24 protein-coding genes are annotated in these 24,800 nt (G+C 54.9%); 6 read left to right on the forward strand and 18 right to left on the reverse strand.

Annotated elements, in window-relative coordinates; all coding sequences use genetic code 11:
- Positions 1-55 precede the first annotated feature (55 nt).
- Positions 56-979: a LysR family transcriptional regulator gene (locus E0L35_RS19360; RefSeq protein WP_138801181.1), complete on the reverse strand. Its 924-nt coding sequence runs from the start codon at positions 977-979 to the stop codon at positions 56-58.
- Between the two features lie 173 nt (positions 980-1,152).
- On the opposite strand from E0L35_RS19360, the gene speB reads away from it, so the two are divergent.
- The gene (speB, locus tag E0L35_RS19365; protein WP_138801213.1) at positions 1,153-2,055 is read left to right on the forward strand and encodes an agmatinase; all 903 of its coding nucleotides are present in this window, start codon (positions 1,153-1,155) and stop codon (positions 2,053-2,055) included.
- Positions 2,056-2,112: 57 nt separating this feature from the next.
- On the opposite strand, the gene E0L35_RS19370 is transcribed toward speB, so the two are convergent.
- From E0L35_RS19370 to E0L35_RS19405, 8 genes are all read right to left on the reverse strand, one after another.
- Positions 2,113-3,387 (reverse strand): aminotransferase class I/II-fold pyridoxal phosphate-dependent enzyme, encoded by a 1,275-nt coding sequence (locus tag E0L35_RS19370; RefSeq protein WP_138801182.1) that lies wholly within the window; start codon positions 3,385-3,387, stop codon positions 2,113-2,115.
- A gap of 250 nt (positions 3,388-3,637) precedes the next feature.
- Positions 3,638-4,249, reverse strand: coding sequence for a malonic semialdehyde reductase (locus E0L35_RS19375; protein ID WP_138801183.1), 612 nt, complete (start codon positions 4,247-4,249; stop codon positions 3,638-3,640).
- 18 nt (positions 4,250-4,267) lie between these two features.
- Positions 4,268-5,596 carry a TRAP transporter large permease gene (locus E0L35_RS19380; RefSeq protein WP_138801184.1) on the reverse strand — a complete coding sequence of 443 codons (1,329 nt, stop codon included), beginning with the start codon at positions 5,594-5,596 and terminating at the stop codon, positions 4,268-4,270.
- Entirely contained in the window at positions 5,583-6,173 is a 591-nt protein-coding gene (locus E0L35_RS19385; RefSeq protein ID WP_138801185.1) for a TRAP transporter small permease, read from the reverse strand. The genes E0L35_RS19380 and E0L35_RS19385 overlap by 14 nt, the downstream gene beginning before the upstream one ends.
- Before the next feature lie 97 nt (positions 6,174-6,270).
- Complete coding sequence (locus E0L35_RS19390; RefSeq protein ID WP_138801186.1) at positions 6,271-7,380, reverse strand: C4-dicarboxylate TRAP transporter substrate-binding protein; 1,110 nt, start codon at positions 7,378-7,380, stop codon at positions 6,271-6,273.
- A gap of 80 nt (positions 7,381-7,460) precedes the next feature.
- Positions 7,461-8,402 carry a dioxygenase gene (locus tag E0L35_RS19395; protein WP_138801187.1) on the reverse strand — a complete coding sequence of 314 codons (942 nt, stop codon included), beginning with the start codon at positions 8,400-8,402 and terminating at the stop codon, positions 7,461-7,463.
- Between the two features lie 93 nt (positions 8,403-8,495).
- Positions 8,496-9,638, reverse strand: a complete 1,143-nt coding sequence (locus tag E0L35_RS19400) for a CaiB/BaiF CoA-transferase family protein (RefSeq protein ID WP_138801188.1) — start codon at positions 9,636-9,638, stop codon at positions 8,496-8,498.
- 23 nt (positions 9,639-9,661) lie between these two features.
- Positions 9,662-10,462, reverse strand: a complete 801-nt coding sequence (locus E0L35_RS19405; protein WP_138801189.1) for a citryl-CoA lyase — start codon at positions 10,460-10,462, stop codon at positions 9,662-9,664.
- A 176-nt stretch (positions 10,463-10,638) separates the two neighbouring features.
- Between E0L35_RS19405 and E0L35_RS19410 the strand changes: the two genes are divergently transcribed.
- A complete protein-coding gene (locus tag E0L35_RS19410; RefSeq protein WP_138801190.1) occupies positions 10,639-11,526 on the forward strand; it encodes a LysR substrate-binding domain-containing protein in 888 nt (295 codons plus the stop codon).
- 26 nt (positions 11,527-11,552) lie between these two features.
- On the opposite strand, the gene folE2 is transcribed toward E0L35_RS19410, so the two are convergent.
- The 7 genes from folE2 to E0L35_RS19445 form a co-directional block, all read right to left on the reverse strand.
- Entirely contained in the window at positions 11,553-12,455 is a 903-nt protein-coding gene (gene folE2, locus E0L35_RS19415; protein WP_138801191.1) for a GTP cyclohydrolase FolE2, read from the reverse strand.
- Positions 12,452-13,540, reverse strand: coding sequence for a GTP-binding protein (locus tag E0L35_RS19420; protein ID WP_138801192.1), 1,089 nt, complete (start codon positions 13,538-13,540; stop codon positions 12,452-12,454). The genes folE2 and E0L35_RS19420 overlap by 4 nt, the downstream gene beginning before the upstream one ends.
- A gap of 6 nt (positions 13,541-13,546) precedes the next feature.
- Entirely contained in the window at positions 13,547-14,011 is a 465-nt protein-coding gene (gene dksA / locus E0L35_RS19425) for an RNA polymerase-binding protein DksA (protein ID WP_138801193.1), read from the reverse strand.
- A 66-nt stretch (positions 14,012-14,077) separates the two neighbouring features.
- Entirely contained in the window at positions 14,078-16,069 is a 1,992-nt protein-coding gene (gene thrS, locus E0L35_RS19430; RefSeq protein ID WP_138801194.1) for a threonine--tRNA ligase, read from the reverse strand.
- 54 nt (positions 16,070-16,123) lie between these two features.
- Positions 16,124-16,774: a DUF1826 domain-containing protein gene (locus E0L35_RS19435; RefSeq protein WP_171051201.1), complete on the reverse strand. Its 651-nt coding sequence runs from the start codon at positions 16,772-16,774 to the stop codon at positions 16,124-16,126.
- 32 nt (positions 16,775-16,806) lie between these two features.
- Positions 16,807-17,616: a metal ABC transporter permease gene (locus E0L35_RS19440; protein WP_138801196.1), complete on the reverse strand. Its 810-nt coding sequence runs from the start codon at positions 17,614-17,616 to the stop codon at positions 16,807-16,809.
- On the reverse strand, positions 17,606-18,352 hold the full coding sequence (locus E0L35_RS19445; protein WP_138801197.1) for a metal ABC transporter ATP-binding protein: 747 nt from the start codon (positions 18,350-18,352) through the stop codon (positions 17,606-17,608). The genes E0L35_RS19440 and E0L35_RS19445 overlap by 11 nt, the downstream gene beginning before the upstream one ends.
- Before the next feature lie 118 nt (positions 18,353-18,470).
- On the opposite strand from E0L35_RS19445, the gene E0L35_RS19450 reads away from it, so the two are divergent.
- The gene (locus E0L35_RS19450) at positions 18,471-19,502 is read left to right on the forward strand and encodes a zinc ABC transporter substrate-binding protein (RefSeq protein ID WP_138801198.1); all 1,032 of its coding nucleotides are present in this window, start codon (positions 18,471-18,473) and stop codon (positions 19,500-19,502) included.
- Here the strand turns inward: E0L35_RS19450 and E0L35_RS19455 are convergent.
- Positions 19,499-20,140 carry a hypothetical protein gene (locus E0L35_RS19455; RefSeq protein WP_138801199.1) on the reverse strand — a complete coding sequence of 214 codons (642 nt, stop codon included), beginning with the start codon at positions 20,138-20,140 and terminating at the stop codon, positions 19,499-19,501. The two genes, E0L35_RS19450 and E0L35_RS19455, sit on opposite strands and share 4 nt — an antisense overlap.
- A gap of 303 nt (positions 20,141-20,443) precedes the next feature.
- Complete coding sequence (locus E0L35_RS19460; RefSeq protein ID WP_138801200.1) at positions 20,444-21,841, reverse strand: PLP-dependent aminotransferase family protein; 1,398 nt, start codon at positions 21,839-21,841, stop codon at positions 20,444-20,446.
- 359 nt (positions 21,842-22,200) lie between these two features.
- On the opposite strand from E0L35_RS19460, the gene E0L35_RS19465 reads away from it, so the two are divergent.
- From E0L35_RS19465 to E0L35_RS19475, 3 genes are read left to right on the forward strand one after another with little or no spacing between them, the layout of a single operon-like run.
- Positions 22,201-22,683 (forward strand): MSMEG_0572/Sll0783 family nitrogen starvation response protein, encoded by a 483-nt coding sequence (locus tag E0L35_RS19465; RefSeq protein WP_022521498.1) that lies wholly within the window; start codon positions 22,201-22,203, stop codon positions 22,681-22,683.
- A gap of 14 nt (positions 22,684-22,697) precedes the next feature.
- Positions 22,698-23,690, forward strand: coding sequence for a Nit6803 family nitrilase (locus tag E0L35_RS19470; RefSeq protein WP_249362161.1), 993 nt, complete (start codon positions 22,698-22,700; stop codon positions 23,688-23,690).
- The gene (locus E0L35_RS19475; protein WP_236557393.1) at positions 23,683-24,777 is read left to right on the forward strand and encodes an MSMEG_0568 family radical SAM protein; all 1,095 of its coding nucleotides are present in this window, start codon (positions 23,683-23,685) and stop codon (positions 24,775-24,777) included. The genes E0L35_RS19470 and E0L35_RS19475 overlap by 8 nt, the downstream gene beginning before the upstream one ends.
- Positions 24,778-24,800: the final 23 nt, after the last annotated feature.

Here is a 24,800-nt window from a genome sequence, read left to right on the forward strand (position 1 = left end):
TTGATTCAACTGGGTTGTTTAACTACAACATGGGCCAGTGTGCATGACGGCTTGCCTAACGTCTAAACTCATTAGCAAACTCAGTAAGCACCTGATAAAGCCACACGTTGGCTGGATCATTGGCGTACAGACCATGCTGAATCAGGGTCATTTTAAGCGCTGGCAGCTCTTTGGGCGGCGCCACTAAGCGCACCGGCAGCATAGCAACGAACCTTTCAGCCATTTGACGTGGCAACGTCATGATCGCTTCCGTTAGCGCCACTACCTGCGCCGCGGCGATATAGTTGAGGTTTTTTGAAATTACCCGGCGGGTTAAGCCGTGTTGCACCAGACAACTATCGATATTGCTGGGGCGTAGGCCGCTAATATCCGCCAGCTCCACATGGAGCGCATCAGCAAACTGACCAATATTGAGCGCATCGCCCACGCGATCATTATGGGTAGCCGCCAAGCAGACCAACTCCTCAGCCATCCAAGGAGTCTGAATAACGCCGCCAGGCAGCGCGCTTTGGCTATCCAGCCCCACCACCATATCAATTTGGCGCTGTTCCAACCCCTCACTTAGAACATCCGGGGTAATCAGCTCAATTGAAAAACTAATGCCCGGTGCATAACTCAACAGTTGGCTAAGAAAGGGTGGGTACATCACCTCTTCAAAGTAGTCGGTGGTCGCCAACGTAAAACGCCGCTTACTAGTCGCAGGCGAAAACAGCGCAGGCGGTGCCAAGCCTTGCCGTAGCAGGGCCAAGGAGTGCTGTACGACAGGCAACAGCGCCAGCGCCCTGGGCGTGGGCTGCATGCCATTTTCGGTGCGTACCAGCAATGGGTCATCCAGCGCCTCACGCAACCTTTTGAGCGCATGGCTCAAGGCTGGCTGGCTTAAATGCAGCGTTTCTGCCGCCCGAGTGACATGACGCTCGCGCATCAGCGCTTCAAATACCAGCAGCAAATTCAGATCGAAATGGCGTAGCGAAAGCATGGTTTCTCATTATTCATATCACGAATGATTAAATTCTAAACATTCATTTAATTTATCGCCAGGAATTGCTTATTGTCGGCCGCACATTCGCTCACCAGCGACTATCAGCGATAATCCAGTACTTAAGGAGAAGCACACCGGTGACCCACCCACAAGCGATGTCCGCACAAACCATGCCCAGCCTTTATGGCGATGTGATTTCTACTTTTATGGGCGTAGCACAAGCAACGGATCCCAAGCAAACCGACGCCAACGTGGTAGTGAGTGGTGTGCCTTTTGACCTTGCTTGCTCTGGCCGTGCGGGCACCCGTATGGGGCCAAATGCAATTCGCCAAAGTACCGCTAACTTGATCTGGGAAGGCAAGCGCTGGCCATGGGACTTCGCCTTGGAAGATCGCCTTAAGGTGTGCGATGCAGGCAACGTAAATTACGCCTACGGCGAGCCGGAGAGCCTGGTCGACAACCTGGAAACCCACGCCAACCGCTGGTTAAAAGCGGGTAAAAAGATGCTCACTCTGGGCGGCGACCACTACATCAGCCTACCGCTGCTGCGCGCCCACGCCCGGATGCATGGCCCGCTGGCGCTGATCCATTTTGACGCCCACACCGATACCTATGAGCAAGGCACGCGCTTCGACCACGGCACCATTTTCCACCACGCCTTAAAAGAAGGCTTGGTGGTGCCTGAGCACTCGCTGCAAATTGGCATTCGCACCAGCTACGACCGCCATAACCACCCTTACGAAGTGCTGGATGCGGATTGGGTAAATGATAATGGCCCCGCTGCCGTGCTAGAGCGCATCCGCGCCCGCGTGGGTTATCATCCAGCCTACGTCACCTTGGATATTGACGGCCTCGACCCCGCCTATGCTCCTGGTACCGGCACGCCGGTGTGCGGCGGTATGTCCACCGACCTGATGCTGAAAGTAATTCGCGGTATGGTAGGCATGGAGCTGGTCGGTATGGACGTGGTGGAAGTGAACCCCGCCTATGACCACGGCGACATTACCTCGCTTGCTGCCGCGACGCTGGGGCTGGAATTTTTGTATACCCTGGCGGCTTCTAAGGGCGTTTAACGGTTACCCCCCGCCATCTCTAGACTTATGGTATTGAGATGGCGGGGACGGAACAGACTATCTTTGAGAGGCCGCCAGCGCTTGATCAATATCCGCCAGCAGGTCGTCGATGTGCTCGATGCCGATTGAAAGGCGCACCATATCCGGTGTGACGCCAGCGGCTTTTAGCTCCTGCTCGTTGAGCTGGCGATGCGTGGTGGATGCTGGAATGGAAGAACAGCTTTTGGCATCGCCGATATTCACCAAGCGAAGAATCAGCGCCAGCGCATCGTAGAAGCGCTCACCAGCGGCCTGCCCACCTTCAATGCCAAAACTAAGAATCCCCGAAGCATGACCATTCATATAACGCTGGGCCAGCGCATAATCGGGATGGTTTTCCAAGCCAGCATAATGCACCCAGGTGACCAAAGGGTGGCTTTCCAGATACTTGGCAACCGCTAAGGCATTGGCGCAGATACGCTCGATGCGCAGAGACAGTGTTTCCAGCCCCTGAAGCAGGTTCCAGGCCGCCTGGGCAGACAGCGCCGCCCCCATATTCCTTAGCGGCACCACCCTGGCACGGGCAATAAAGGCCGCATCGCCCACATCGCGGGTATAACTCACACCGTGATAGGAGACATCAGGCTCGTTGAGCAGCGGAAAGCGATTGGCATGCTTAGCCCAGGGAAAGGTGCCTGAATCAACAATCACACCGCCCACGGTGGTGCCGTGGCCGCCGATATATTTAGTGGCCGAGTGAACAACAATATCCGCCCCGTGCTCAATCGGCCGACATAGGAACGGCGTCGCCGTGGTGTTATCGACAATCACCGGCACTCCATGACGATGCGCCGCCTCAGCAAGCTTTGCTAGGTCAACCACGCCACCCGAGGGGTTACCAATGCTTTCGCAGAAAACCGCTTTGGTACGCTCATCAATCAGCGCTTCGATGCCATCAATATCGTCTTTATCGGCAAAACGCACCTGAATGCCTTGGCGCGGCAAGGTGTGGGCAAACAGATTGTAGGTACCGCCATACAGCTCGCTGATCGAGACAATGTTATCGCCCGCTTCAGCAATGGTCTGGATCGCATAGGTGATCGCCGCCATTCCCGATGCCACCGCTAACCCGGCGATACCGCCTTCCAGCGCGGCGACCCGCTGCTCCAACACGGCGCAGGTGGGGTTCATAATGCGCGAGTAGATGTTTCCTTCCACTTTAAGATCAAACAGATCCGCCGCGTGCTGCGCGTTATCGAAGGAAAACGAGGTGGTTTGATGAATCGGCACCGCCACGGCGTTTTGTGAATCAGGCGAATAGCCATGGTGAAGAGCAATGGTTTCTGGCTTCATGAGAACGGCTCGCTATTTTTATTGGGATCCACTATTGATCCTAAACAAGCGCTGACGGGAAGGCCAACAATCGTTCGTCCTCCGCTGCGCTAAGCTCGCAAAGGTCACCTTTTGCAGTGCAGCCACATCCAAAATAGCAGATCAACCGAGTGCTGAACGTCCACCGATTTTAATAGGCTACAAGCACATTAACGCCAACAACCGCAGGAGCTGCACTTACTGATTGAAATCAGGAAGCGAACATACTTATTTATAAAAACTCGCATACCTGCTCAAACGCCAGCCTAGGGCTGCGAGGGTAGAGCTTGCTGCTGTCGCCGTAACCCAAATTGCACAAAAAATTGCTGCGGTAATCAGGGTCGCCTTCAGCAAAGAAGAGCCCGTCCACCATGTCGTTATCAAATCCCGACAGCGGCCCGGCATCCAAACCCAAGGCCCGCGCGGCAAGAATAAAATAGCCACCTTGTAGGCTGCTGTTACGAAAAGCTGTTTCTTCCCGATATGGCTCATTACCTACAAACCAGGACTTCGCATCGGCATGTGGGAACAGCTCCGGCAAGTGACGATGAAATCCTCGATCATACGCAAGGATGGCGGTTACCGGTGCGGCATGAACTTTATGTCGATTGCCCTCGCTCAAGGCAGGATCGAGCTTTGCCTTTGCATCGTCAGTGCGCAAAAACTTAATGCGTAGCGGGCTGCAGTTAACGCTGGTTGGCGCAAATTTCATCAGCTCATACAGATGGCGCAGTGTTTCATCCTCAACCGGTTTGTCCTGCCAATAGGCATAGGTGCGTGCTTCACTAAACAGTTGCCCCAGTGCATCGTTGGGTAAAGCCCCCTGAGTAAGTATTAAGCTCATGAATTACCCTCTTTAACGTTAATAGCGATAGGCCAAGTAGGTAGATAAAATAGGAAATGCACTTAAGATAACCAGCACCACCACCATGGTGATAAAAAACGGCACTACCCCCTTGAAGATTTCTTTGACGGGCACCGTTTTATCATTCAGCGCTGCTTTGACTGTGTAAACCGATATACCAAAGGGCGGAGTAATTAGCCCGATTTCAACCGCAACAACGGTAATTACCCCGAACCAAATCAGATCCATGCCAAAATGCTGCGCAATAGGGAGCACAATGGGCAGCACAATCAGCATGATGGAGACTGAATCGATGATGCAGCCCATCAGGATAATGATGAACAGATACAGAGCCAGGAAATGATAGATGGTCAGATCCATCGTCGTAACTGCCTGGGCAATCGACATCGGTAAGCCCGTCAATGCCAGCATGCGGCTATAGAGTGAAGCAGCCAGGATCAAAAAAAGGATGGAAACCGCGACGTACCCTGTTTCTCCCAATACTTCGTAGAACTTCCCTAGCGTCAGCCGTTGCTTAGCGAGCGCCAACAGCAGCGCCCCGAAGGCTCCCACCCCGCCCGCCTCAGTGGGTGTGAAAAAGCCACTGTAAAGACCACCCAACACCAGCATCATCAGCAGCAGAATAGGGATTAGCTTAGACACCAGTGTTAGCGGCGTTTCCTCAATCGGATCCTCAAGTGCCTCGCCCGTATCGGTTTGGCTTTGCATCATGAAACCGGGACGCAGCCAAGCAAGCAGCATAATGACAACACAGAAAGCTAAGGCCAAAATAATTCCTGGGATAATCCCAGCGATGAACATGCGCCCGACTGACTGTTCCGCCAATACGCCATAGACAATCATCAGCAGAGACGGCGGTATTAGCATACCCAGAACCGAACTGCTCGCCACCACGCCCACTGAAAACTTGGCTGTGTACCCATGGCGCCGCATTTCAGGCACGGCCACTTTGGTGAATACCGCTGCTGACGCCACGCTAATGCCAGTGATAGAGGCAAAGATGCCGTTGGCTCCCACGGTAGCAATGCCCAGCCCACCGCGTATTTTGCGTAGCAGCCACTGAAACACATCGAAGGTATCGCGCCCCACGCCAGAGACCACCACTAATAATCCCATCAGTACGAACAGCGGCACCACCCCATAGAGATAGCTGCTCAGCGAATCGTTCGCGGCAGCGGCGACCATACGCGTGGCTAGTTCCGAATTGCGCAGTGTGGCTATGGAGATCAGCGAGACCAGCATCAAGGCGATGCTGATGTGCATGCCTAGATAGATCAGCACTAGCATGAGCACGACGGCGATAGTACCGATTTCAAGACCTGTCATTTTCGGCCTCCTCAGTCAGGCATACCTGGCCATGCCAAGCCAGCCACAAGGACTGAATCGCCAGCAGCAGATATTGCACAACAGTGATAGCCGCACAGCTGATAACGATGAAACGGATAGGCCATACGGGGAAGGTAAACACCCCTTCCACCCCCATAAACTGCTGACGCTCCCAGGCACGTATAAAGGTTGGCAGCGTACCGGTATAAACGATATAGAGCATATACGCACCTGCCAGAAAGAACATACACATCAAAAGGTTACCCAGACGTGGATGCTTATCGGTAAAGCCGACAATAAAGATATCAGCCTGGGCCATGCGGTTGTGTCGCAACGTGCCCGGCAACTGCAGAAAGACGATCATGACGATAGACGCCGCTACTAGCTCCGCTACCCCGGCAATCGGCTGGTTGAACAGGTTGCGCGACAGTACGTCTATGACGATCATCGCCATGATGATAAAGATGAGCAGGGAACCGATTGCATTCAGGCCATCAACCAGATAGCCAAACAGGCTGTTGTGCTGTGCATTGCCCAACCTGCGCCCCAAAATCAGGGTCTTTAAAGAAAAAGACATTGCCCGCTACTCCTGGAGTCCTGTCCGCCAGGTGACGGACAGAATCGTAACGTTGAGGGGAATCAAAAGCTGGATATAGGTCAGTCAGGCGATCAGATCACTCCTGATCCCAGGCACGCTCCGGCTCGTGGCCGCGCTCGCGCATGGCATTCATGTAGTTATTCAACAGTGCCTGTGCTGGGTAACCGCGCTCCTCATTGCGCTCCACCCACTGGCGGGCGAGATCCGGCATGCCATCGATCCAGGCCTGCCGATCTTCTTCAGACAGTTGGCTGACCTGAACCGGCGGGTTCTGGCTCTCGCCTAGCTCGATCATGCGCTCAATTGACGTTTCATAGCGTTCAGCGAGATCCTTGCCATGGGCTTCGGAGTAGGTTTCACCGGCCGTCATCAGGGCCTCCTGCACGGTCTCAGGCAGGCCATCCCAACTCCACTGGTTGATGGCTAACCCGCCGGAGAAGACCACCCCCATGTTGACTTGGGTAATGTAGGGCGCGACCTCGTAGATACGCGCTGGCAGGTTGCCGGTCGCCAGGCCGACAACACCCTGGGATACCCCAGTCTGGATATCGGTGTAATAGCTAGCGAGAGTGCCATCGACCGGAACGGCGCCTACTGGATCCAGCCATACCCCCAGCACGCCCGGCGCGGAAAGCCGAGCACCGTCCAGATCCTCAAGCGTATCCACTGGGAAATCCGAGTAAATGTCGTAACTATCGGAGGCCGTTGCGCCCAGGAATACCAGGTCATGCTCCTCCCATTCGGCCTTGAACTCAGGAACATTGCGAATCATATCGTTCCAGACGTCGAGCATCAGTTCAGGGTCACTGGTGGTGAAGGGCGTGTAGGCACTCATTTGCGCCAGCGGCATGCGCGATGGTTCAAGATAGCTGAACACCCAGCCAATATCGGCAATACCGTCCCGGACAGATGTGAGAGTCGCGTTGGCGCCGTAAAGCTGGCCAGCATAGGCTTCTGTCCAGTTGATTTCGTACTCACCTTCATCAGCTAGAATCTCATTGACGGTGGTGATGAACACATCAGGGATCATGCCAACCCAGGGAATGGTTGTGGGATGGCTTGAGCCGACCGTCAGGTTTATCACTTCCTGGGCATTCGCGGGCGAAGGCGAGACATTCACGGCTAAGGCTAGCGCGGTTAATGTCATTATTGGGCGAGGCTTGGCAATGCCATTGTTTATTTTCATGAGACGGCTCGTAAATTGACGTTATTGTTGTAAACCTATTTGGTCTTGTGCCCATGTTGTCGACCCAACATGGCGCTGCTTCAAGAACCAATAGGTGATTCAGGCAAGCGTGACTCCCCTGGCGAGAGATCAAAATCGATAGTGACGGTGCTGTACTCCCCGGTGACGTCAGGGTCGGGCGCATTACCATCGTTATACAGAGGGAACTCCATGGCCAGATCGGCACTGGTGACCCCAAACACACAGTCGGATTCGATGAACAGGTCATCTTGCGGAAAAATCTGGGTAACTAGCGTCTGGTGGCCCGGTGCAGAAATACAGAAATGGATATGCGCAGCACGGAACGGGTGGCGCCCCTGTGCTCGCAGCATGTCACCGACCAAACCATGGGTCGGGATGGGGTAGCTGGCAGGCCGCAGCGTACGGAATCGGTAGCGACCGTTTACATCGGTACGAAACTTGCCACGCAAGTTCATGTGCGGCTGACGTTCATCCTGGTTTTCGTACAGCCCTTCGGGTGACGCCTGCCACACTTCCACCAGCGCATTAGCCAACGGCTGACCGTCGCGACTCTTGACCTGTCCGGAGACGAATAGCGGAATATCACCGTCATGGGGTTTGTCACGGGCAATGTTGGTTCCCGGCGGATATTCTGGATCTTTGCGTGTATAAAATGGGCCCAACAAGGCCGGCGAAATTTGCTCGTCGGTACGATCCTGGTTCATGATCATGACTAGCGTGGAGAAGCCCAGGGCATCCGACATCACCATGGTCTCGTTATGGCGATCCTTGGTTAGATGACCTAACTGCGTCACGGCATTGATCGCCGCGGTAAACTCTTCCTCGCTCAGTTTTACTTCCCGACCAAAGGCATGCAGATGCTTGACCAGACTGGTGAGTATTTCCCTCAAGCGATCATCCTGAGTATGGCTGAACGCCTTGATCACAATATCGGTAATGTCATCCGGCGTTGAGGGGATGCCGTGATTGACGATATCTTCCTTTCGGGGCAACTCAAACATGATTCACGCTCCTAGGGAGTGTTGTGCCCACCGGACACGCCACCCGTTATTACTTGTTATTAATGATGTCTTGCATCGTACGATTGGGATCATTCAGCGCTGGCGCTGCTTCAACTCCTCCATGATCTCATCATGATGCTCGTTCAATACCGGCGGTGCGCTCACCTCTAGTGGCTTAACGCCATCGAAAGACACAGGTGAACGCACCGTTTCCCACTTGCCGACTTGCGGATGCTGAGTGCTGATCCGTAGCTGCAAATGCTTGGCCTGTGGGTCTTCCAGTACCTCGCTGGCGTCGTACATGGGCGCATGCGGCACGTCTTCAGCCTCAAGTCGCGCTAGCCAGTACGTGCGAGGCTCTCGGACGAACACCTTACGCAGCACGCCAATCATGGCTTCCTGATTATCGATGCGGCCTTCACGGGTCGTGAACCGTGCATCCTGAAGTAGTTCCGGGTAGTCGATAGCATTCGCCAGTCCCTGCCAAAACTTTTCTGGGGACGACATGTGTAGCGCCACCCAGTGCCCATCAGCGCACTCCATCACGTATGACTGAGATACCTGCGGACGACTGTAGGGGCCCATGATTTCGCCTTCCGAGAGATAGTGCGTGAAGGCGTCCAGATTGAAGTGGCACATGGCTTCCATCATCGACACATCCACACGACGCCCTTTACCGGTATGGCTACGCTCGTAAAGCGCGCCCAAAATGCCGTAGGCAGCATAAAAACCTGACAGAGCGTCGGCCATGGCTGGGCCTACCACGCGCGGGTTTTCCGGATTGATCAATAGCTTAAGAAAACCGCTTGCGGCTTGAGCGACCGTGTCATAGCTGGGACGATTAGCGTAAGGACCGTCGTTGCCAAAGCCGCTTATAGCGCAATAAATCAGTTGTGGGTTGATAGCACGCAGCTCTTCCTCGCCCGCCCCCAAGCGCTCCGCCGTACCAGGACGGAAGTTTTGAATGTATACGTCAGCATCGCTGATCAAGTCATGAAAGATCGCTTGATCCTTGGCCTCTTTGGTGTTCAGCGCAATGCTGCGTTTGTTGCGGTTATAGGTTTGATAATGCGGGCTATAAAGTCCGCCCTTGAAGGCGCGGAACGGATCGCCTTTGCCCGGCAGCTCCACCTTGATCACGTTTGCGCCCAGGTCGGCCAGCATCATGCCGGCTGCCGGGCCCGTGATGAAGGTGCCCTGCTCAATCACCGTAATACCTTCCAAAACCTTTATCATTGTCGTTGCCTCAGGTCGCTGACTTAACGCTTGTAACCGGGCGGAAAGTCGCCGGTGTATTCCAGGTGCTGTGTGGCTTGGTAAGAGAGAGCAAATCCGCACGGCTGTTCGGACTCTTCAAGCATGTGCGCGATCAGGCTGGCCGTACGCGCCAGAATTGGTATGCCCCTCAGCGCATTTAACGGGAACCCTGCACCAAGCAATACCGCGGGTATGGCGGCAGACACATTGAGCTTCAGGTCTTTACCGATGATCTCGGGAATGACGGCCTCAACCGCATCGGCAATTTCCACGAAGCGCATATCGGCACCGGCTTCACGTGCAACCCTGAACAGCGCTTCGACGCGGGGGTCACGCGCTTTGTGCAACGGATGTCCGTACCCTGGAATCGGCTTGCGCTCATGACGCATGGCCGTAACTGCATCAAAAGCGGCCTGCTTGACAGACTTGCCTTCATCGACCTGACGGGCAATATCATCAAATAACACCCCGGCGTTTTGAGACGCCCCCAAGATGACCGAGCCACACCCTAAGATGCCTGCCGCCACTGCACCTTGCAGTGCTTCAGGGGCAGCAGCGTAGGTCATACGCGATGCCTGCACGCTAGGTACTAAACCGTGCTCAGCAATGGCTACCAGAGTGGCGTCCAACACCCTGCGGCGGGTCTCATTGGCAGGTTGACCGGTAAGTAGCAGCAAAAAGTAGTCAGAGAAGGAGGTTTGCCCAATCAGTTCCTGGCAAAGATCCTTGCCTCTCACCACGATAGCGTCGGCATCCGACGTGCTGATGGCTGTTTTTGGTATTGTTTCGCGCCCTATCTTCATATGCCGCTCCGCTAATCAGGAGAGAGGATAACGTCAAGGTGACGGTCACACTCATCGGGAAAATTACTTGCTGCAAATGAATATAGAAGCGATAAACAATGAATAAAAATGATTAATTCACATAAAAACAATCGATACCATCGATCATAATAGCCATTTTGCAGGGAGGTCATGCCATGGAACTGCGCCATATGCGCTACTTTATCGCCATTGTTGAAACGCTTAACTTCACCCGCGCCGCCCAGCGCGTACACGTCACCCAATCGACGCTATCGCATCAAATTCGTCAGTTAGAAGAGGAGTTAGGCCAGCGGCTATTTGAACGAGTGGGCAAAAAAGTGGTGCTCACCGAAGCTGGACGGAGCCTGCTTGAGCACGTAGTACCCATCCTTAGACAGGTTGATCAAGCCATTGGGGCAATGAAGGCAACACCGGACGATTTATATGGAGAACTGCATATTGCGGCGACCCATAGCTTTAATGTTCAGCTTATCCCGCTGTGCCTCTCAATATTTTTACAACGGCTGCCAAATTTAAAAGTGGCTGTGGAAGAGCTCGCTGGAGATCAAATCAGTGAGCGTTTAATGAGTGGCGATTTAGACATGGGTATTTCCTACCGTCCGGCAATACCCCGTGGTTTACGCTTTGAACCGCTTTACAATGAGGAGCTCAAACTTATTGTGGCTAGCAATCACCCGCTTGCAAAGCGTAAGAGGCTGCGCATGGTCGAGCTCAATGGCCAACGCATGACATTATTGTCGCCGCATTTCTCAACACGTCAAATGCTGGACGAGTGTTTCGAAGCAGCTGGAGCTCGCCCCCAAATTGTCGCCGAGCTTAACGCTATCTCACCTATGATTGAGCTCGTCAGACGCACGGATCTGTGCAGTATCGTGTCAGAAAATGCCTTAGCAAACGAACCAGGCGTTAAGGCAATTCCGCTTGAAAGCCCAACGCCAGTGCGCACCCCCGGTTTGCTATGGCCACCACAGTCTGAGCGTCCCGCTGCTAGCCGCTTTATGGCTGAGATAATTCGCGACATTGTTAGACAAGGAATCGCGTAAAATTAGCTCCAGGTTGCTTTGTTAGCTCACCAATTCCACTCACTGCACGCCACTGCATTGTGGGCGTGTAGGCTTTCAGCATGCACCACCTTGAGCTGAAAGCCGGTGACCTCCGGTGCTTGCCGCAGGGCTTTATCGACCCGCCGTGCCGCGTCTTCGCAGAACATCAGGTTTTGCCCGTTAGCAAGTGCAAACGCTTGCTCATCAATGCGCTTCACGGCGGTTTGCAGTGCGGTGCCTAGCGCCGCTTCGATACGATCAATCGAACTCTCCAACCAATCTGCAATGGGTAGTTCATCGTTTTCGCCCTTGGCTAAACGCAGCGAGCACTCAACAAAGCTGCGCTGACTATGGGGCGTCGCCAGGATGCCCTCTTCGCTACCCAACCACGCAGCCACTGCCGATTTGGTTAACGGAATTTCCGAAAAATCCTCCTCAAAGGCCTGTTGAATCAACTGCCGCGCCAGCGCTGCCGAGCAGGGGCAAGTAGATGAATAGCCCACTGTGAGCCCCAGCTCAGCCTGAAAACCATCAGGGGTTAATTGGCAGCGCAGAGTGAAGGGGTAGCTTTTCCACCCTGCCAATGGGCTAATCAGCGCTTCCCGCTTGAGCGGCAGCTCGCCTTCCACATTCAGATGCGCCTGCTTGGACAACCCTTCCTGACTGGTTAAAAATGCACGCAATATTTCTTTAACCGTTGATAAGGTGAGCGGTGCTTCTTCAAGCGGTGCCAGCGCCAGATAAAGCCGGGACATATGGATGCCCCGTGCCTTGGCCTCATCAAGGCTCACCCCCGCGTCCAGCTTGGCTGTCACACTGCGAGTACCCAGTTGGACAGGTAGCGTAATGCCCTCCATCCCCACCCAGTTCAATGTGCTTGTTAAGCGAGTGGTTTGGCTGGCGATATCGGGTAAACTCAAAACGGTCATTGGACTACCTCTGGAGAGGAGTTGAAGAAGTTATACAGCTCGGCCACGGTTTCAGGCGCCACGTTTTGGGTAATAAACACAAAGCGTGATACCCGGTCACCCACACTGTTGGCGGGTAGTGGCGCGGGCGGGTGAAAAATGTGCTGCACGCCGTGAAGCGCTAGCGGCGTCTCCCGGTCAGTGAGGTGCACAATGGCTTTAATGCGCAGCATTTTGTCGCCCATTAGCGACATCAACACATCCAACCAGCCCTCCAATGCCTCAGGCGCAATCAGGTCATCAACGCTAAAACAGAAAGCGTTAATGCCATCGCTGTGAGGGGAATCGCCAAGCTGATGCGGACTCAATAGCGAGTTTTTCGACGGTGCAGAAAAAGCAGCCGGTTGAGTGTCTGCCTGGTGCAAGGCGTAGCTGCCCGCTTTGAGCCACTGCTCCACCTGGAAGCCCCTCTTATCGCCAGCGTACAGCCCCGCCCCTACCAGCAAATCTGCCGAGAGTTCGCCGTTAATCACCTGCCACTGCTCAGCGGCGGGATTCAACTTGGCCAGTCGATTCGCCAGTTGGGAAATGCTCTCCTCGCTCGCTAGGTCGGTTTTGGTCATCAGCAATTTGTCGGCTACCGCGATTTGCTGTTGCGACTCTGAGTGGGCGTCCAGGGTCGCCAAGCCATTAGCGGCATCAACGCAGCACACCACGCTGTCCAGCTTGAAACGATGCGCCAGCCAGTGATCCGTCATCAGCAGTTGCAGCAGAGACGTAGGCTCCGCCAGACCAGTGGTCTCAATCACCACCCGGGAGGGCAGGGGCTTTCCCTGCGTTTCCAAGTCTTGCATGGCTTGTTGCAGGGTACGGCTCAAATCGCCACGCAGCGTGCAGCATAAACAGCCGCTGCTCATTTCGATCACCGCCTGTTCATCGCTGTGAGTAATCAGTTGGTGATCCAAGCCGATGGCACCAAATTCATTGATCACCACCAGGGTGTTGTGCATGGAGGTTTGGTGAACCCAGCGATTAAGCAGCGTGGTTTTGCCACTGCCTAAGAACCCGGTGAGTAGATTGACCGGTATTAATGACGGTTCCTGCATAACACCTTACTCCCACCTCGCTTTGCGATAGTGATGCTCTTGCTGTTCCTGACGCTCCTTCGCCTCAATGCAGAGCTTTGCGGTAGGTCTAAACATTAGCCGTGGAAGCCCGATGGGATCGCCGGTCTCTTCGCAGTAGCCGTACTCACCGCTCTCAATGCGCTTCAAGGCTGACTCAATGTTGTTCAGCAAGCGGCTCTCGCGATCCGCTTGCCGCAAGGCCAAGCGCAGTTCCTCCTCAAAAGAGGCTTGATCCGATTCGTCGCTGTCGCGCTCGTGGGAGGCGATAACGTCCTTCATCTCCTTTAGGTGCGCCTCAATGTCGGCACGCTCGTCGAGCAGCCGCTGGCGAAAAAATGCCAATTGCTCGGCGTTCATATAGTCACTGGCAGGCATCGCCAGTAGCTTCTCGGCCCACGCTTTATCAGCAGCAACACGCTGTTCTTTGGCTTTTATGCCTTGGTCGTGCATAGATTAATCTCGCTCTAAAGCAAACGTTATAACGTAACATAAAAGTTAGCGGCGTAATCCGTTATGCTAAACAGTCGTCAACCGCTCAAGCAAACGCTGCTGAGTAGCACGATTTTCAGCGGCATCCGGTGTTTGCACTTTCTCTAACAGCAACGCCATCGCCTGATCAATCGGCAGTACACCCATGTCGTCGCCTTCCTGGGTGCGAAGGGCAATACAGCCCCCGTCACGCTCCTTGGCCCCCGCCACCAGCAAAAAGGGAATGCGCTGCAGGGTCTGCTCGCGGATTTTGTAGCCGATCTTCTCGTTGCGTACATCCACCTCGGTGCGCACGCCTGCCCCGTTGAGTAGCTGGGCGACATCCTGGGCATAGGCAGCATGCTCGTCGGTGATCGACAGTACCACTGCCTGAACCGGTGCCAACCAGGCCGGTAGTTTGCCCGCGTAGTGCTCAATCAGAATGCCAATAAAGCGCTCAAGCGAGCCAAACAGCGCCCGGTGCAGCATCACGGGACGCTTGCGTTTGCCGTCTTCAGCCACATACTCAAGGCCGAAGCGCTCGGGCAGGTTCATATCCACCTGAAGCGTGCCGCACTGCCAGTCGCGGCCAATGGCGTCGCGCAGAACGAATTCCAGTTTGGGGCCGTAGAAAGCCCCTTCACCGGGATTGAGCTGATAGGCCAAGCCCATACCCGTTAATGACTGCTCCAGCGCGCCTTCCAGCAGATCCCAGCTGGCATCATCGCCCATGCGGTTTTCCGGCCGGGTGGAGAGCTTGATGCGCACCTCCTCAAAGCCAAACTGGCGGTAGATATCCAGTACCAGGGCCACAACTTCCCGGCACTCGGCATCCATCTGGCCGGGGGTGCAGTAGATATGCGCATCGTCCTGGGTAAAGTGGCGCACCCTAAGCAGCCCGTGCAGCGCGCCGGAGGGCTCGTAGCGGTGTACCTTGCCAAACTCGCCCATGCGAATGGACAGGTCGCGGTAGCTCTTTAAACCGTGGCGGTAGAGCAGCACGCTGCCGGGGCAGTTCATCGGTTTGAGCGCCAGGGCGCGGCCATCCTCGGTCTCGGTGGTGAACATATGCTCGCGGTAGTTATGCCAGTGACCGGAGATTTCCCATAGGCTGCGATCCATCACATCGGGCGAGTTAACTTCCACATAGCCTGCCGCCTGCTGGCGGTGGCGCATATAGTCAATCAACTGCTGGAAAACGGCCCAGCCGCGGGGGTGCCAAAATACCGCCCCAGGGGCATCTTCCTGGAAGTGGAACAGATCCAAGCCGCGACCCAGGCGTCGGTGGTCACGTTTTTCTGCCTCTTCAAGGCGCTGCAAATACGCTTTCAGCTGCTTTTTATCTGCCCAGGCGGTGCCGTAAATGCGCTGTAGCTGCTCGTTGTTGGCGTCGCCCCGCCAGTAGGCACCGGCCAGCTTGGTCAGTTTGAACGCCTTCAGAAAGCGGGTATTGGGCACGTGGGGGCCACGACACATATCCATATACTCCTGGTGGATATACAACCCCACGCTGGTGACCTCCGCGGGCATCTCTTCGATCAGGCGCTGTTTGTAGGTCTCACCGCGCGCCTTGAAAAGCTCGGCCGCCTCCTTCCGGGTTGTCATGCGCTTTACCACCTCATACTCCTGGGCGATCAGTTCATGCATCCGCGTTTCGATGGCAGCGAGGTCACTCGGCGTAAAGGGGCGCTCAAAGGCGATATCGTAGTAGAAGCCATCGTCAATCACCGGGCCAATCACCATCATGGCGCTGGGGTAAAGCTGCTTGACGGCATGGCCGATCAGGTGGGCGCAGGAGTGGCGAATGATCGCCAGCCCTTCATCATCCCTGGGGGTAATGATCTGTAGCTGGGCATCGTGGTCGATCATCTCGCAAGCATCGACCAAGCGGCCGTCGAGCCTACCGGCCAGGGTCTGTTTGGCCAGCCCTGGGCCAATGGCGAGCGCCACTTCGGCGACACTAACCGGGTGGTTAAAGTGGCGCTTGGCGCCATCCGGTAGGGTGATAGTCACTGCCTGTTCTAAGGCGGCGGTAGTCATATCGTCTCCACGGTGGTAATAAGCAAGTCGCTATATCAGCGGCTAAATCAGCGCCTAGGCAGGATCAATACTCATCAGTAGGCGCTTGCACCCGTTTTCCAGGGCAGGGCTTCTATGCACCAAGCCCCGCTCTTCGCAGCCTACCCAGCCACTTCCTTTGATTAACGCGATATCACCCGGTGAAAGGCGCTGAATAGCCGCGGTGTCGGTTGCGATGTCGGGTCGGTCAGGATGCGGCGCGCCCAGGCCCTCGCGGTTAATTGCGTGCTCGGGCAGCCATTCGCTGCCCGGGCCGAAATAGGTCGTCACCATGCGCACGGGGAGGTTATCGCAGTGAAAACGCGGGCACATGGCGCTATTAAGCAGGCGCAGGCGAATACCGACGGTTTGGGTGTCAAACAGAAACGCGATGGCTTCGGCGATCGTCGCCATATCCTCAATCAGCGGGGAAGCCGCGTCCGGGGCGGGAATGTGACGACGCAGGTCGGCGATGAAGGCTTCATCGGGGTGACCAAGCCAGCTATATTGCCAGGCGCGATCCGTTTGGCATTGCGCCTGGGCGCTAAAGGCAATATCGGCGGGCAGTGGGCGCTGGAAAATCGCGATGTTAATAGCGTCTTCAAAGATGCGCGGCAGCACGCTGATATCATTATCACCGGCGGCATGGTCTGGCAACGTCCACTGGGGGGCAGGTAGCGAAGACATAAATGACTCCATAAGCGTTGTTGAGATAGCCGTCATTGAGTGCGCTGACGCAGGAAGCGCCAGCTTTGTGTCGTGACCGTCGCCAGGGTAAACAGCACAGCGGCGAGCGTGACAATCGTCGGGCCGGTCGGAGTGTCCATCACATAAGCGGTTCTCAGCCCTGCCGTCACCGCCAGTATGGCAATCCCCGCGGCCAGAACCGCCATCGCTTCTGGCGTACGGCAAAAAGGCCGGGCGGTGGCCGCTGGGATGATCAACAAGGCGGCTATCAGCAGCACGCCCACTACTTTCAGCGCCACGGCGACGACCACCGCGAGTGCCAGGGTGAGTACCAGCTGTTCGCGCCGTGGGTGGATGCCGCTGGCATAAGCAAGCTCGTCGCTCAACGTGGCGGTCAATAACGATGACCAGCGCCAGAAAAGCAGCATCAGAACCAGCGCCACACCGCCGCCGATGATCCAGATATCCGTTTTCCCAACGGCCAAAATATCTCCAAACAGATAAGCATTGAGATCAATGCGCACCCCGGCAAGAAACGACACCGCCACCAGGCCGATGGCCAGGGCCGAGTGCGCCATTACCCCGAGCAGGGTATCCATGGCATAGCCACGCCCACTGAGCATTGACACACAGCTTGCCATCACAAGGGCGACCGTCAGTACGCCTAAGAAGATGGAGACGTCCAATAACAGCGCTAACGCCACGCCCAGAATGGCGGCGTGGGCGGTCGCATCGCCGAAGTAGGCCATACGCCGCCACACCACGAAACACCCCAACGGGGCGGCGGCCATGGCCACTAATACACCGGCGATCATCGCCCGCCACATAAAATCATCCAGCATTGGCGGCCTCCTCATGCTGATGGTGGCGGTAGAAGGCTAAGGTCTGGGCGGTCTGATCGCCAAACAGCGCCTGATAGTCCGGCGATGAGGCCACCTGCTCGGGCTTGCCCTCGCAACAGATAACACGATTCAGGCACAGCACATGATCGGCGGTACGCATCACGACGTGGAGGTCGTGACTGACCATCAGTACAGCGCAGCCGTAGCTGCGGCGCACGCTTTCGATATGCTGGTAGAACTCAGCGGTACCTCGGTGATCAAGCCCTTGTGTCGCTTCATCGAGAATCAGAATATCGGGTTTTGCCAGCAGCGCCCGGGCTAACAGCACGCGTTGGAACTGGCCGCCCGATAGCTCGCTCATTGCCGCCTTGATCAATGCCTCGGCGCCGGCATCTTCCAGCGCCTTTTGCACACTGCGATGGGGGTGGCGACGGGGCAAGTTGATAAAACGCTTGACCGTCATGGGCAAGGTAGGATCCAGGTGAAGCCGCTGGGGCACATAACCGATGCGCTGCTGCGGGGCGATGGCCACCTGGCCGGTGGTGGGCGTTACCGCACCGATCAGCGTTTTCACTAGTGTGGATTTCCCCGAGCCATTAGGGCCAATCAGGGTCACCACCTGTTGCCGATATAAATCGAGATTGATGTTCTCGAGGATATGCTGTCCGCCGAAACGAACGTTCAGTTGGCGAACGTTCAGAATCGCATCGTGATCAGGAGGCTGAGCAAGCCGCATAATTGAAGGTCGTCTTTTCTGTATTTGTTATGTTATAACATGTCTATCTCGCATAGGCGAGTGTCGATGCCTATGTTCGAACCCAGAAAAGCCATAGTTGATGATGAGGAGAACCCTGATGAATAACCGTTTAGCTCGTTTGTCTTGGCCGCTATTAGCGGCTTTCCCGCTGGTTGCCGCCGCAGAAGTGCCGCATGTGGCGGTGGATATTCCGCCGGTGTATTCGCTTGTCGCTAAGGTGATGGGGGAGCGCGGCGATCCTGAGCTGTTTATTCAGCCCGGTGCTTCGCCGCATGGTTATTCGCTACGCCCTTCTGAAGCACAATCCCTCGATGATGCGGACCTGGTGGTATGGGTAAGCGACGCGCTGACGCCCTGGCTATCCGGCGCCATCGACAGCCTGGCGGGTGATGCACGCCACCTTGAGCTAATGGATGTGCCTGGCATCACCACATTGGAATACCGCGAAGGCGCGACCTTTGCGCTCAACGATAGGGATGAACACGGTCACGGGCACCATGATCACGATCATCATGAGCATGATCACGGCGATCACGAACACCACCACTATGCAGACAGCCATGACGAAAGTGGGCACGATCATGACCACCACGGCCATGATCACAGCCATACCGGCATGAATCCCCATGCCTGGCTGGATCCTGCCAATGCCCGCCGTTGGCTGGATGCCATCGCCGAACAGTTAAGTGAGATCGACCCTGATAACGCAGCGTACTATCGCGACAACGCCGCCCAGGGGAAAGAGGACTTAACCAGCCTTCAGGAACATATTCAGGATCGTTTGGCCAGCAGCGCCGACACACGCTTTATTGTTTTCCATGATGCTTACCAGTACTTTGAGGAGGCCTTTAATGTGCACGCGGCTGGGGCCATCTCCATTGGCGATGCCTCTTCACCTAGCCCTGCGCGTATCGAGAAGCTGCAAACGCTGGTGAATGATGAAAATATCCAGTGTGTGTTTAGTGAACCCCAGTTCAATCCGCAGATGGTCAATAACGTCTTTGGGGATACGTCCGCTTATATCGGCGTCATGGATCCCTTGGGCGTAGGTCTGACGCTGGATGCAGGTCTCTACGATGCGCTGCTGGAGCAGTTGGCCGATGAGATTACGCGCTGCACTGACGGCTAAACAGCTTTTTTCTGAAACAGCTTGCCGAGTTGATAGAGGTCGTGCATATATCTATCAAACTTCGTAATAAGCAGTGACGTAACGATAAAGGCATAAATCAGCAGCATGACTGCCATGGGGTCGTTTAGCCAAGCCAGCCAAGGCATCGAGACTGGATAACCCAGCGTATAAACACTCATGGCAGCCAGTAGCTGAACCAAGAAACAGTTCAAAATAACCAGTGTAATCAACGCTGCGCGTATATTGGTATGCGGCAGCGTTGTTTTCCAAAACGGCAAGTGACGCACTTTTACGCTGTTTACATTCGCACTGCTATCGCCGTTAAAACACAACCGCGCTTTACGCCGCAACAAAGGAATCGCGTAGACGCCTTTTTCCTCTTCAGCAAAAGCCTTCAGTGCGATATCCTGATCGAGATTAGGGCTCAAGGCATTGGCTGCCGCTTGATCAAAGTCTGGCCGGGCATGGGTTTGCGTGGCGGTTTTGGCTTGGTCAGAAAGCGCTTGTAAGTGGCTTTTATCAGCCTTCGACAACTTTTTATCGTTGCCGACGTTGATGTTGTAATGAATTTCATACACCTGATACAGAGCTGCGGTCACGCCCACAAAGATCATCAAAAAGACAATATATATCAACATATTAACGGGCACCTCCTAAACGAAACCGAACCAGCTAGGCGATAAATAGCTTTGTTAGCGTTCAAACTAACTTAAGGACTATGCCTATGCACAGCTGACAAGTACAGGCTCAGAAGGCCTCAAAAAAGCCGGATCAGACTACGGATCGCAAATTCCCACACCGTGGTAGTGCCCCACAGCGTGCATTAAACCAGGGAGATGAGGACTCCTGTCATTCATCGCCGAAGATAATGGGCGTTAAACCACTTTTGCTATTCGTCTGGCTAATCAATACCAAACCGTCACTAGGACAGTTGACCAAGGTTACATCGTCAGAGATGACAGATAGGCAGGTTGGTCGATGATATCCGCCACATAATGCAGCCTTTCCTCCCAGTCCTCTCTTGTCAGTTGACCACCGAAGCACAAGCGCAGAGCTTCAGGGGGATGGTTGTCGGTACTAAAAGCAGCACTGGCAACCGCACTAACGCCATGTGAACGTAATTGCACCGCCAGCTCTGAAGGATTCCAGCCAGAGTGCTTGGGCAGCTTAAGCCATAGGTGGAAAGCACCTTTGGCAGACACGATGCGCTGACGTCCCAGAATCTTCTCGGCTATTTCAAGGCGGGCAATGGCCTCGATACGGATCGCTTTAAGCATGGCATCCGCCGTCCCATCGGTTATCCACTCGGTGACCAGGGCATCAATCAGCGGGCTGGACATCACCGAGGTGGCTCGAAGCGCGCCAGCGGTTCTCTGCGCCTGTCGCTTGGTGGGGGCGTGTAGGAATCCTGATCGCAAACCGGGACCGAAACACTTGGCAGTCCCCGTCAGATAGTAAGTGAGCTCAGGGGCCAAGTTAGCAATAGGGACGACCTTCTCTTCGCTGAGCATGGTGTAAGCATCATCTTCAATAATCGGGATGCTATAGCGTAAGGCAACATCGGCCAAAGCTTCACGACGCCCCAAGGGAATAGTCGTCGTCGTGGGGTTTTGGATGGTGGGATTAATGTACAAAACGGCCACTTGCCCCTGTTTACAGATATCCTCGAAGGAGCGAACAAGGGGGCCATCGGAGTCACGCTCCAATGAATGCAGGGTCAGCCCGAGCTGAGCCGCAATAGCCTTTAGGCCAGGGTAGACCAAGCTTTCGACACAGATTAGCTGACCTGGGACTACCAACTGCATCAGCAACCCAACCAGGCCGCTGTGAATACCGGGGCATATCAAGACCTGTTCCAGTGTCGTGTTGTCCAGCCGCCGATCCAGCCATTGGAGCGCAGCCACACGGTCATGATGGCTGCCACCAAAGGTTTGATAACGCAGCAGTGAGTAAAGATCACGCTGGGCCAACACCGAGATAGCGCTATCGCGTACTCGTTCAATCAACGTCGGTATCGCGGGCTCAATCATTAGGTTCATGGTCATCTCATAACCACTGCTCGGCTTCACTGACACTGCCTTACCTTTAATAAAAGTGCCCGAGCCCGGATGCGAGTCAATCAAACCACGCAGCTTAGCTTCATTATAGGCACGCGCCGCCGTCGTGTAATTGATACTCAAAGCCCCCGCCAGTTCTCTCAGCGGGGGCAGTCGCTCGCGGGGCTGCAGCCGACCACTACCGATATCTTCAGCAATCAATTCAGCGACCAGACGATAAGCTGGCTGGCTGACCTCCTTGTCTAAACGTTTTCGCCAGCGTTCCAGCTCAGATGTATGCATATCTTCCCCGTCGTTAAATAAACATTGTTACCTACCCTTCTTATCGCCCAAAACTTATCACTGATGGACTAAAGATTGCACAAATAAAAAATTGATTGCATATGTACTTAATGGTGCAAAACATACTTTTAGTGCACAAATAAGGTGAAAAAAACAGTTTTTTTGAAATATTAGCCTTTTATTATTTTTTTAGCTTAAAAATTTGGTCAATTTTTAAGCTTAGAGCGACCTACATGATCGACAATTGATTGGATCAATAAGCATATCAATTGGCACGTCGATTGCTCCGTATTGATCGTACCGCTTGTGTAAGCACGGCGGTTAACGACTCTCCCACTCGCAATAAACGGAGCTTAGACATGCCTACAGTGACGCAACCACTCAACAAGAAAGGCGATTTTCTGGTCGACTACGAAGAGAAGGTTTTTGAAGACGTAAAAGCGAAACCAGGCGAAAAAGCCCTGGTAACTTTTCATACGGTTGCCTTTGAGGGGTCGATCGGCTTCGTGAATATGCTGCAAGCAACGCGCTTGCTGCGTAAAGGCTTTGAAACCTCCATCTTACTGTATGGCCCTGGCGTCACTTTGGGTGTCCAGCGTGGCTTCCCGACCCTGGGCGATGAAGCGTTTCCCGGCCACATGAATTTCAACAATCAGTTGACCAAGTTTATGGCCGAGGGAGGCAAGGTCTACGCCTGCCGCTTTGCTCTTCAAGCACTCTATGGTCATGGCGAACCGTCACTCATTGAGGGCATCCGCGCGATCAATCCACTGGATGTGCTTGACCTTAAGCTGCTTCACGTGCGCGACGATGCACTGATCATTGATACCTGGACGGTCTAAGGGGAGCAGCGGCCATGGCACAAGCAAACATGACAGAAACCACCATAGTGCGGGCCGCTGCCGCTCAGCTTTCTCCCGATCTTGAGAGTGTTGGCGGCACGCTGGTCAAGGTACTGGATGCAATCGACGAAGCGGCCAGCAAGGGGGCTGAGCTGATCGTGTTCCCCGAAACCTTCGTTCCCTACTATCCGTACTTTTCATTTGTCTACCCCGCCGTGGCCTGTGGCGCCGAGCACTTACGGCTGTATGAACAGGCCGTGGTGGTACCAGGCCCAATCACTGATGCTGTCGCTGAGCGCGCTCGCACCCTGGGCATCGTCGTCGTGCTTGGCGTTAATGAGCGTGATCATGGCACCCTCTACAATACTCAACTGATCTTTGATAGCGACGGGCGTCTGTTGCTGAAACGCCGCAAGCTCATGCCGACCTACCACGAACGCATGATTTGGGGCCAGGGCGATGCCTCGGGCTTGAAGGTGGTGGATAGCGCCGTGGGCCGTGTTGGCGCCCTGGCCTGCTGGGAGCACTACAATCCGTTGGCACGTTATGCCCTGATGACCCAGCACGAGCAGATCCACTGCAGCCAGTTTCCTGGCTCGCTGGTCGGCCCAGTCTTTGCGGATCAAATTGAGGTAACCATCCGTCATCACGCCCTTGAAGCGGGCTGTTTCGTGGTTAACGCCACCGGCTGGCTAACCGACTCCCAAATCGAATCCATTACCCCCGACACCACGCTACAACGTGCTCTGCGTGATGGCTGTAACACCGCCATTATCTCGCCAGAAGGTAAGCACTTGGCCGAGCCGCTGCGCAAAGGAGAAGGCATCGTCATTGCCGACCTGGATTTCGCCCTGATTACCAAGCGTAAGCGAATGATGGATTCGGTGGGCCACTATGCGCGCCCTGAACTGTTGAGCTTAGCCATTAACGATATGCCCGCCCACTGCTGCCAGCCACTGGCCACTTCCGCTCAGAGCCATAATGCCCAAGGAGATGAAGATGAGTAAGCTCGCCGATCGCTCACGCTTGTTCACCGAACTTCAAACCCATGGCGTACGCCTGCAGGATGCATCACAAGAGCATGTCAGCCGACGGGGCGGCGCTGGCCCTTCTGACCATCAGGCAATAACCATCGATGGAATCACTATGATGGTGCCCGTCTATACCCAGTCGGCATGGCGTTCACCGTTTAGCGTAGTGTCAGGTGATGAAGGGCATAGGCTGACTGAAAACACGATTCCTATGGCCGATATTACCTTTGCAGATACGCCCCACTTCTACGACCTGCAAACCGCTGACGGCGTCCCCTACACGCATATCGCCACCTTGCATAGCCGCGATGTACTGGCCACGACGGTACTGCAAACATGCATCCGCTATGAGAGCAGGCGCAAAGCCTGCAAATTCTGCTCGATTGGTCAATCACTCCAAGCCGGGCGCACCATTGCGCATAAGTCCCCAGACCAACTGGCCGAGGTGGCTAAGGCCGCTGTCGAGCTCGACGGTGTCAAACATATGGTCATGACTACCGGAACGCCAGCCACGTCTGACCGAGGAGCCAGCGTCCTTTGCGAAAGTGCCAGGGCCATCAAAGCGGCCGTGGATCTTCCGCTGCAAGGGCAGTGCGAACCACCGAAGGATCCCGTTTGGTATGCCCGCATGAAGGAAGCTGGCATTGACAGCCTGGGCATGCATCTCGAAGTGGTCACACCTTCGCTAAGAAAAACGCTAATGCCAGGCAAGGCAGAGGTTGGCATCGAAGAGTATATGCAGGCGTTTCGCGATGCTGTTGACGTCTTTGGCCGCGGGCAAGTCAGCACTTATATTCTTGCTGGGCTCGGGGATACCCGCGAGGCCATTCTGGAAACCTGCCAACACCTAATCGAAATCGGCGTTTATCCCTTTGTAGTGCCGTTCGTGCCGATTAACGGCACGCCATTAGAAGATCATAAGCCGCCCAGCGCCGACTTTATGGAGTCGATCCTGGCGCCGTTGGGCAGACGTCTCAAGCTCGCAGCGTTGCGCTCTATCGATATCAAAGCGGGCTGCGGGCGTTGCGGTGCCTGTTCAACGTTGTCTGAGTACGAGCGCTAACAGCACGCGAAACGCTTAATAGA

It is taken from the genome of Halomonas sp. ATBC28, from assembly GCF_005937175.1.
In the GTDB taxonomy this organism is placed as follows: Bacteria; Pseudomonadota; Gammaproteobacteria; order Pseudomonadales; family Halomonadaceae; genus Vreelandella; species Vreelandella titanicae.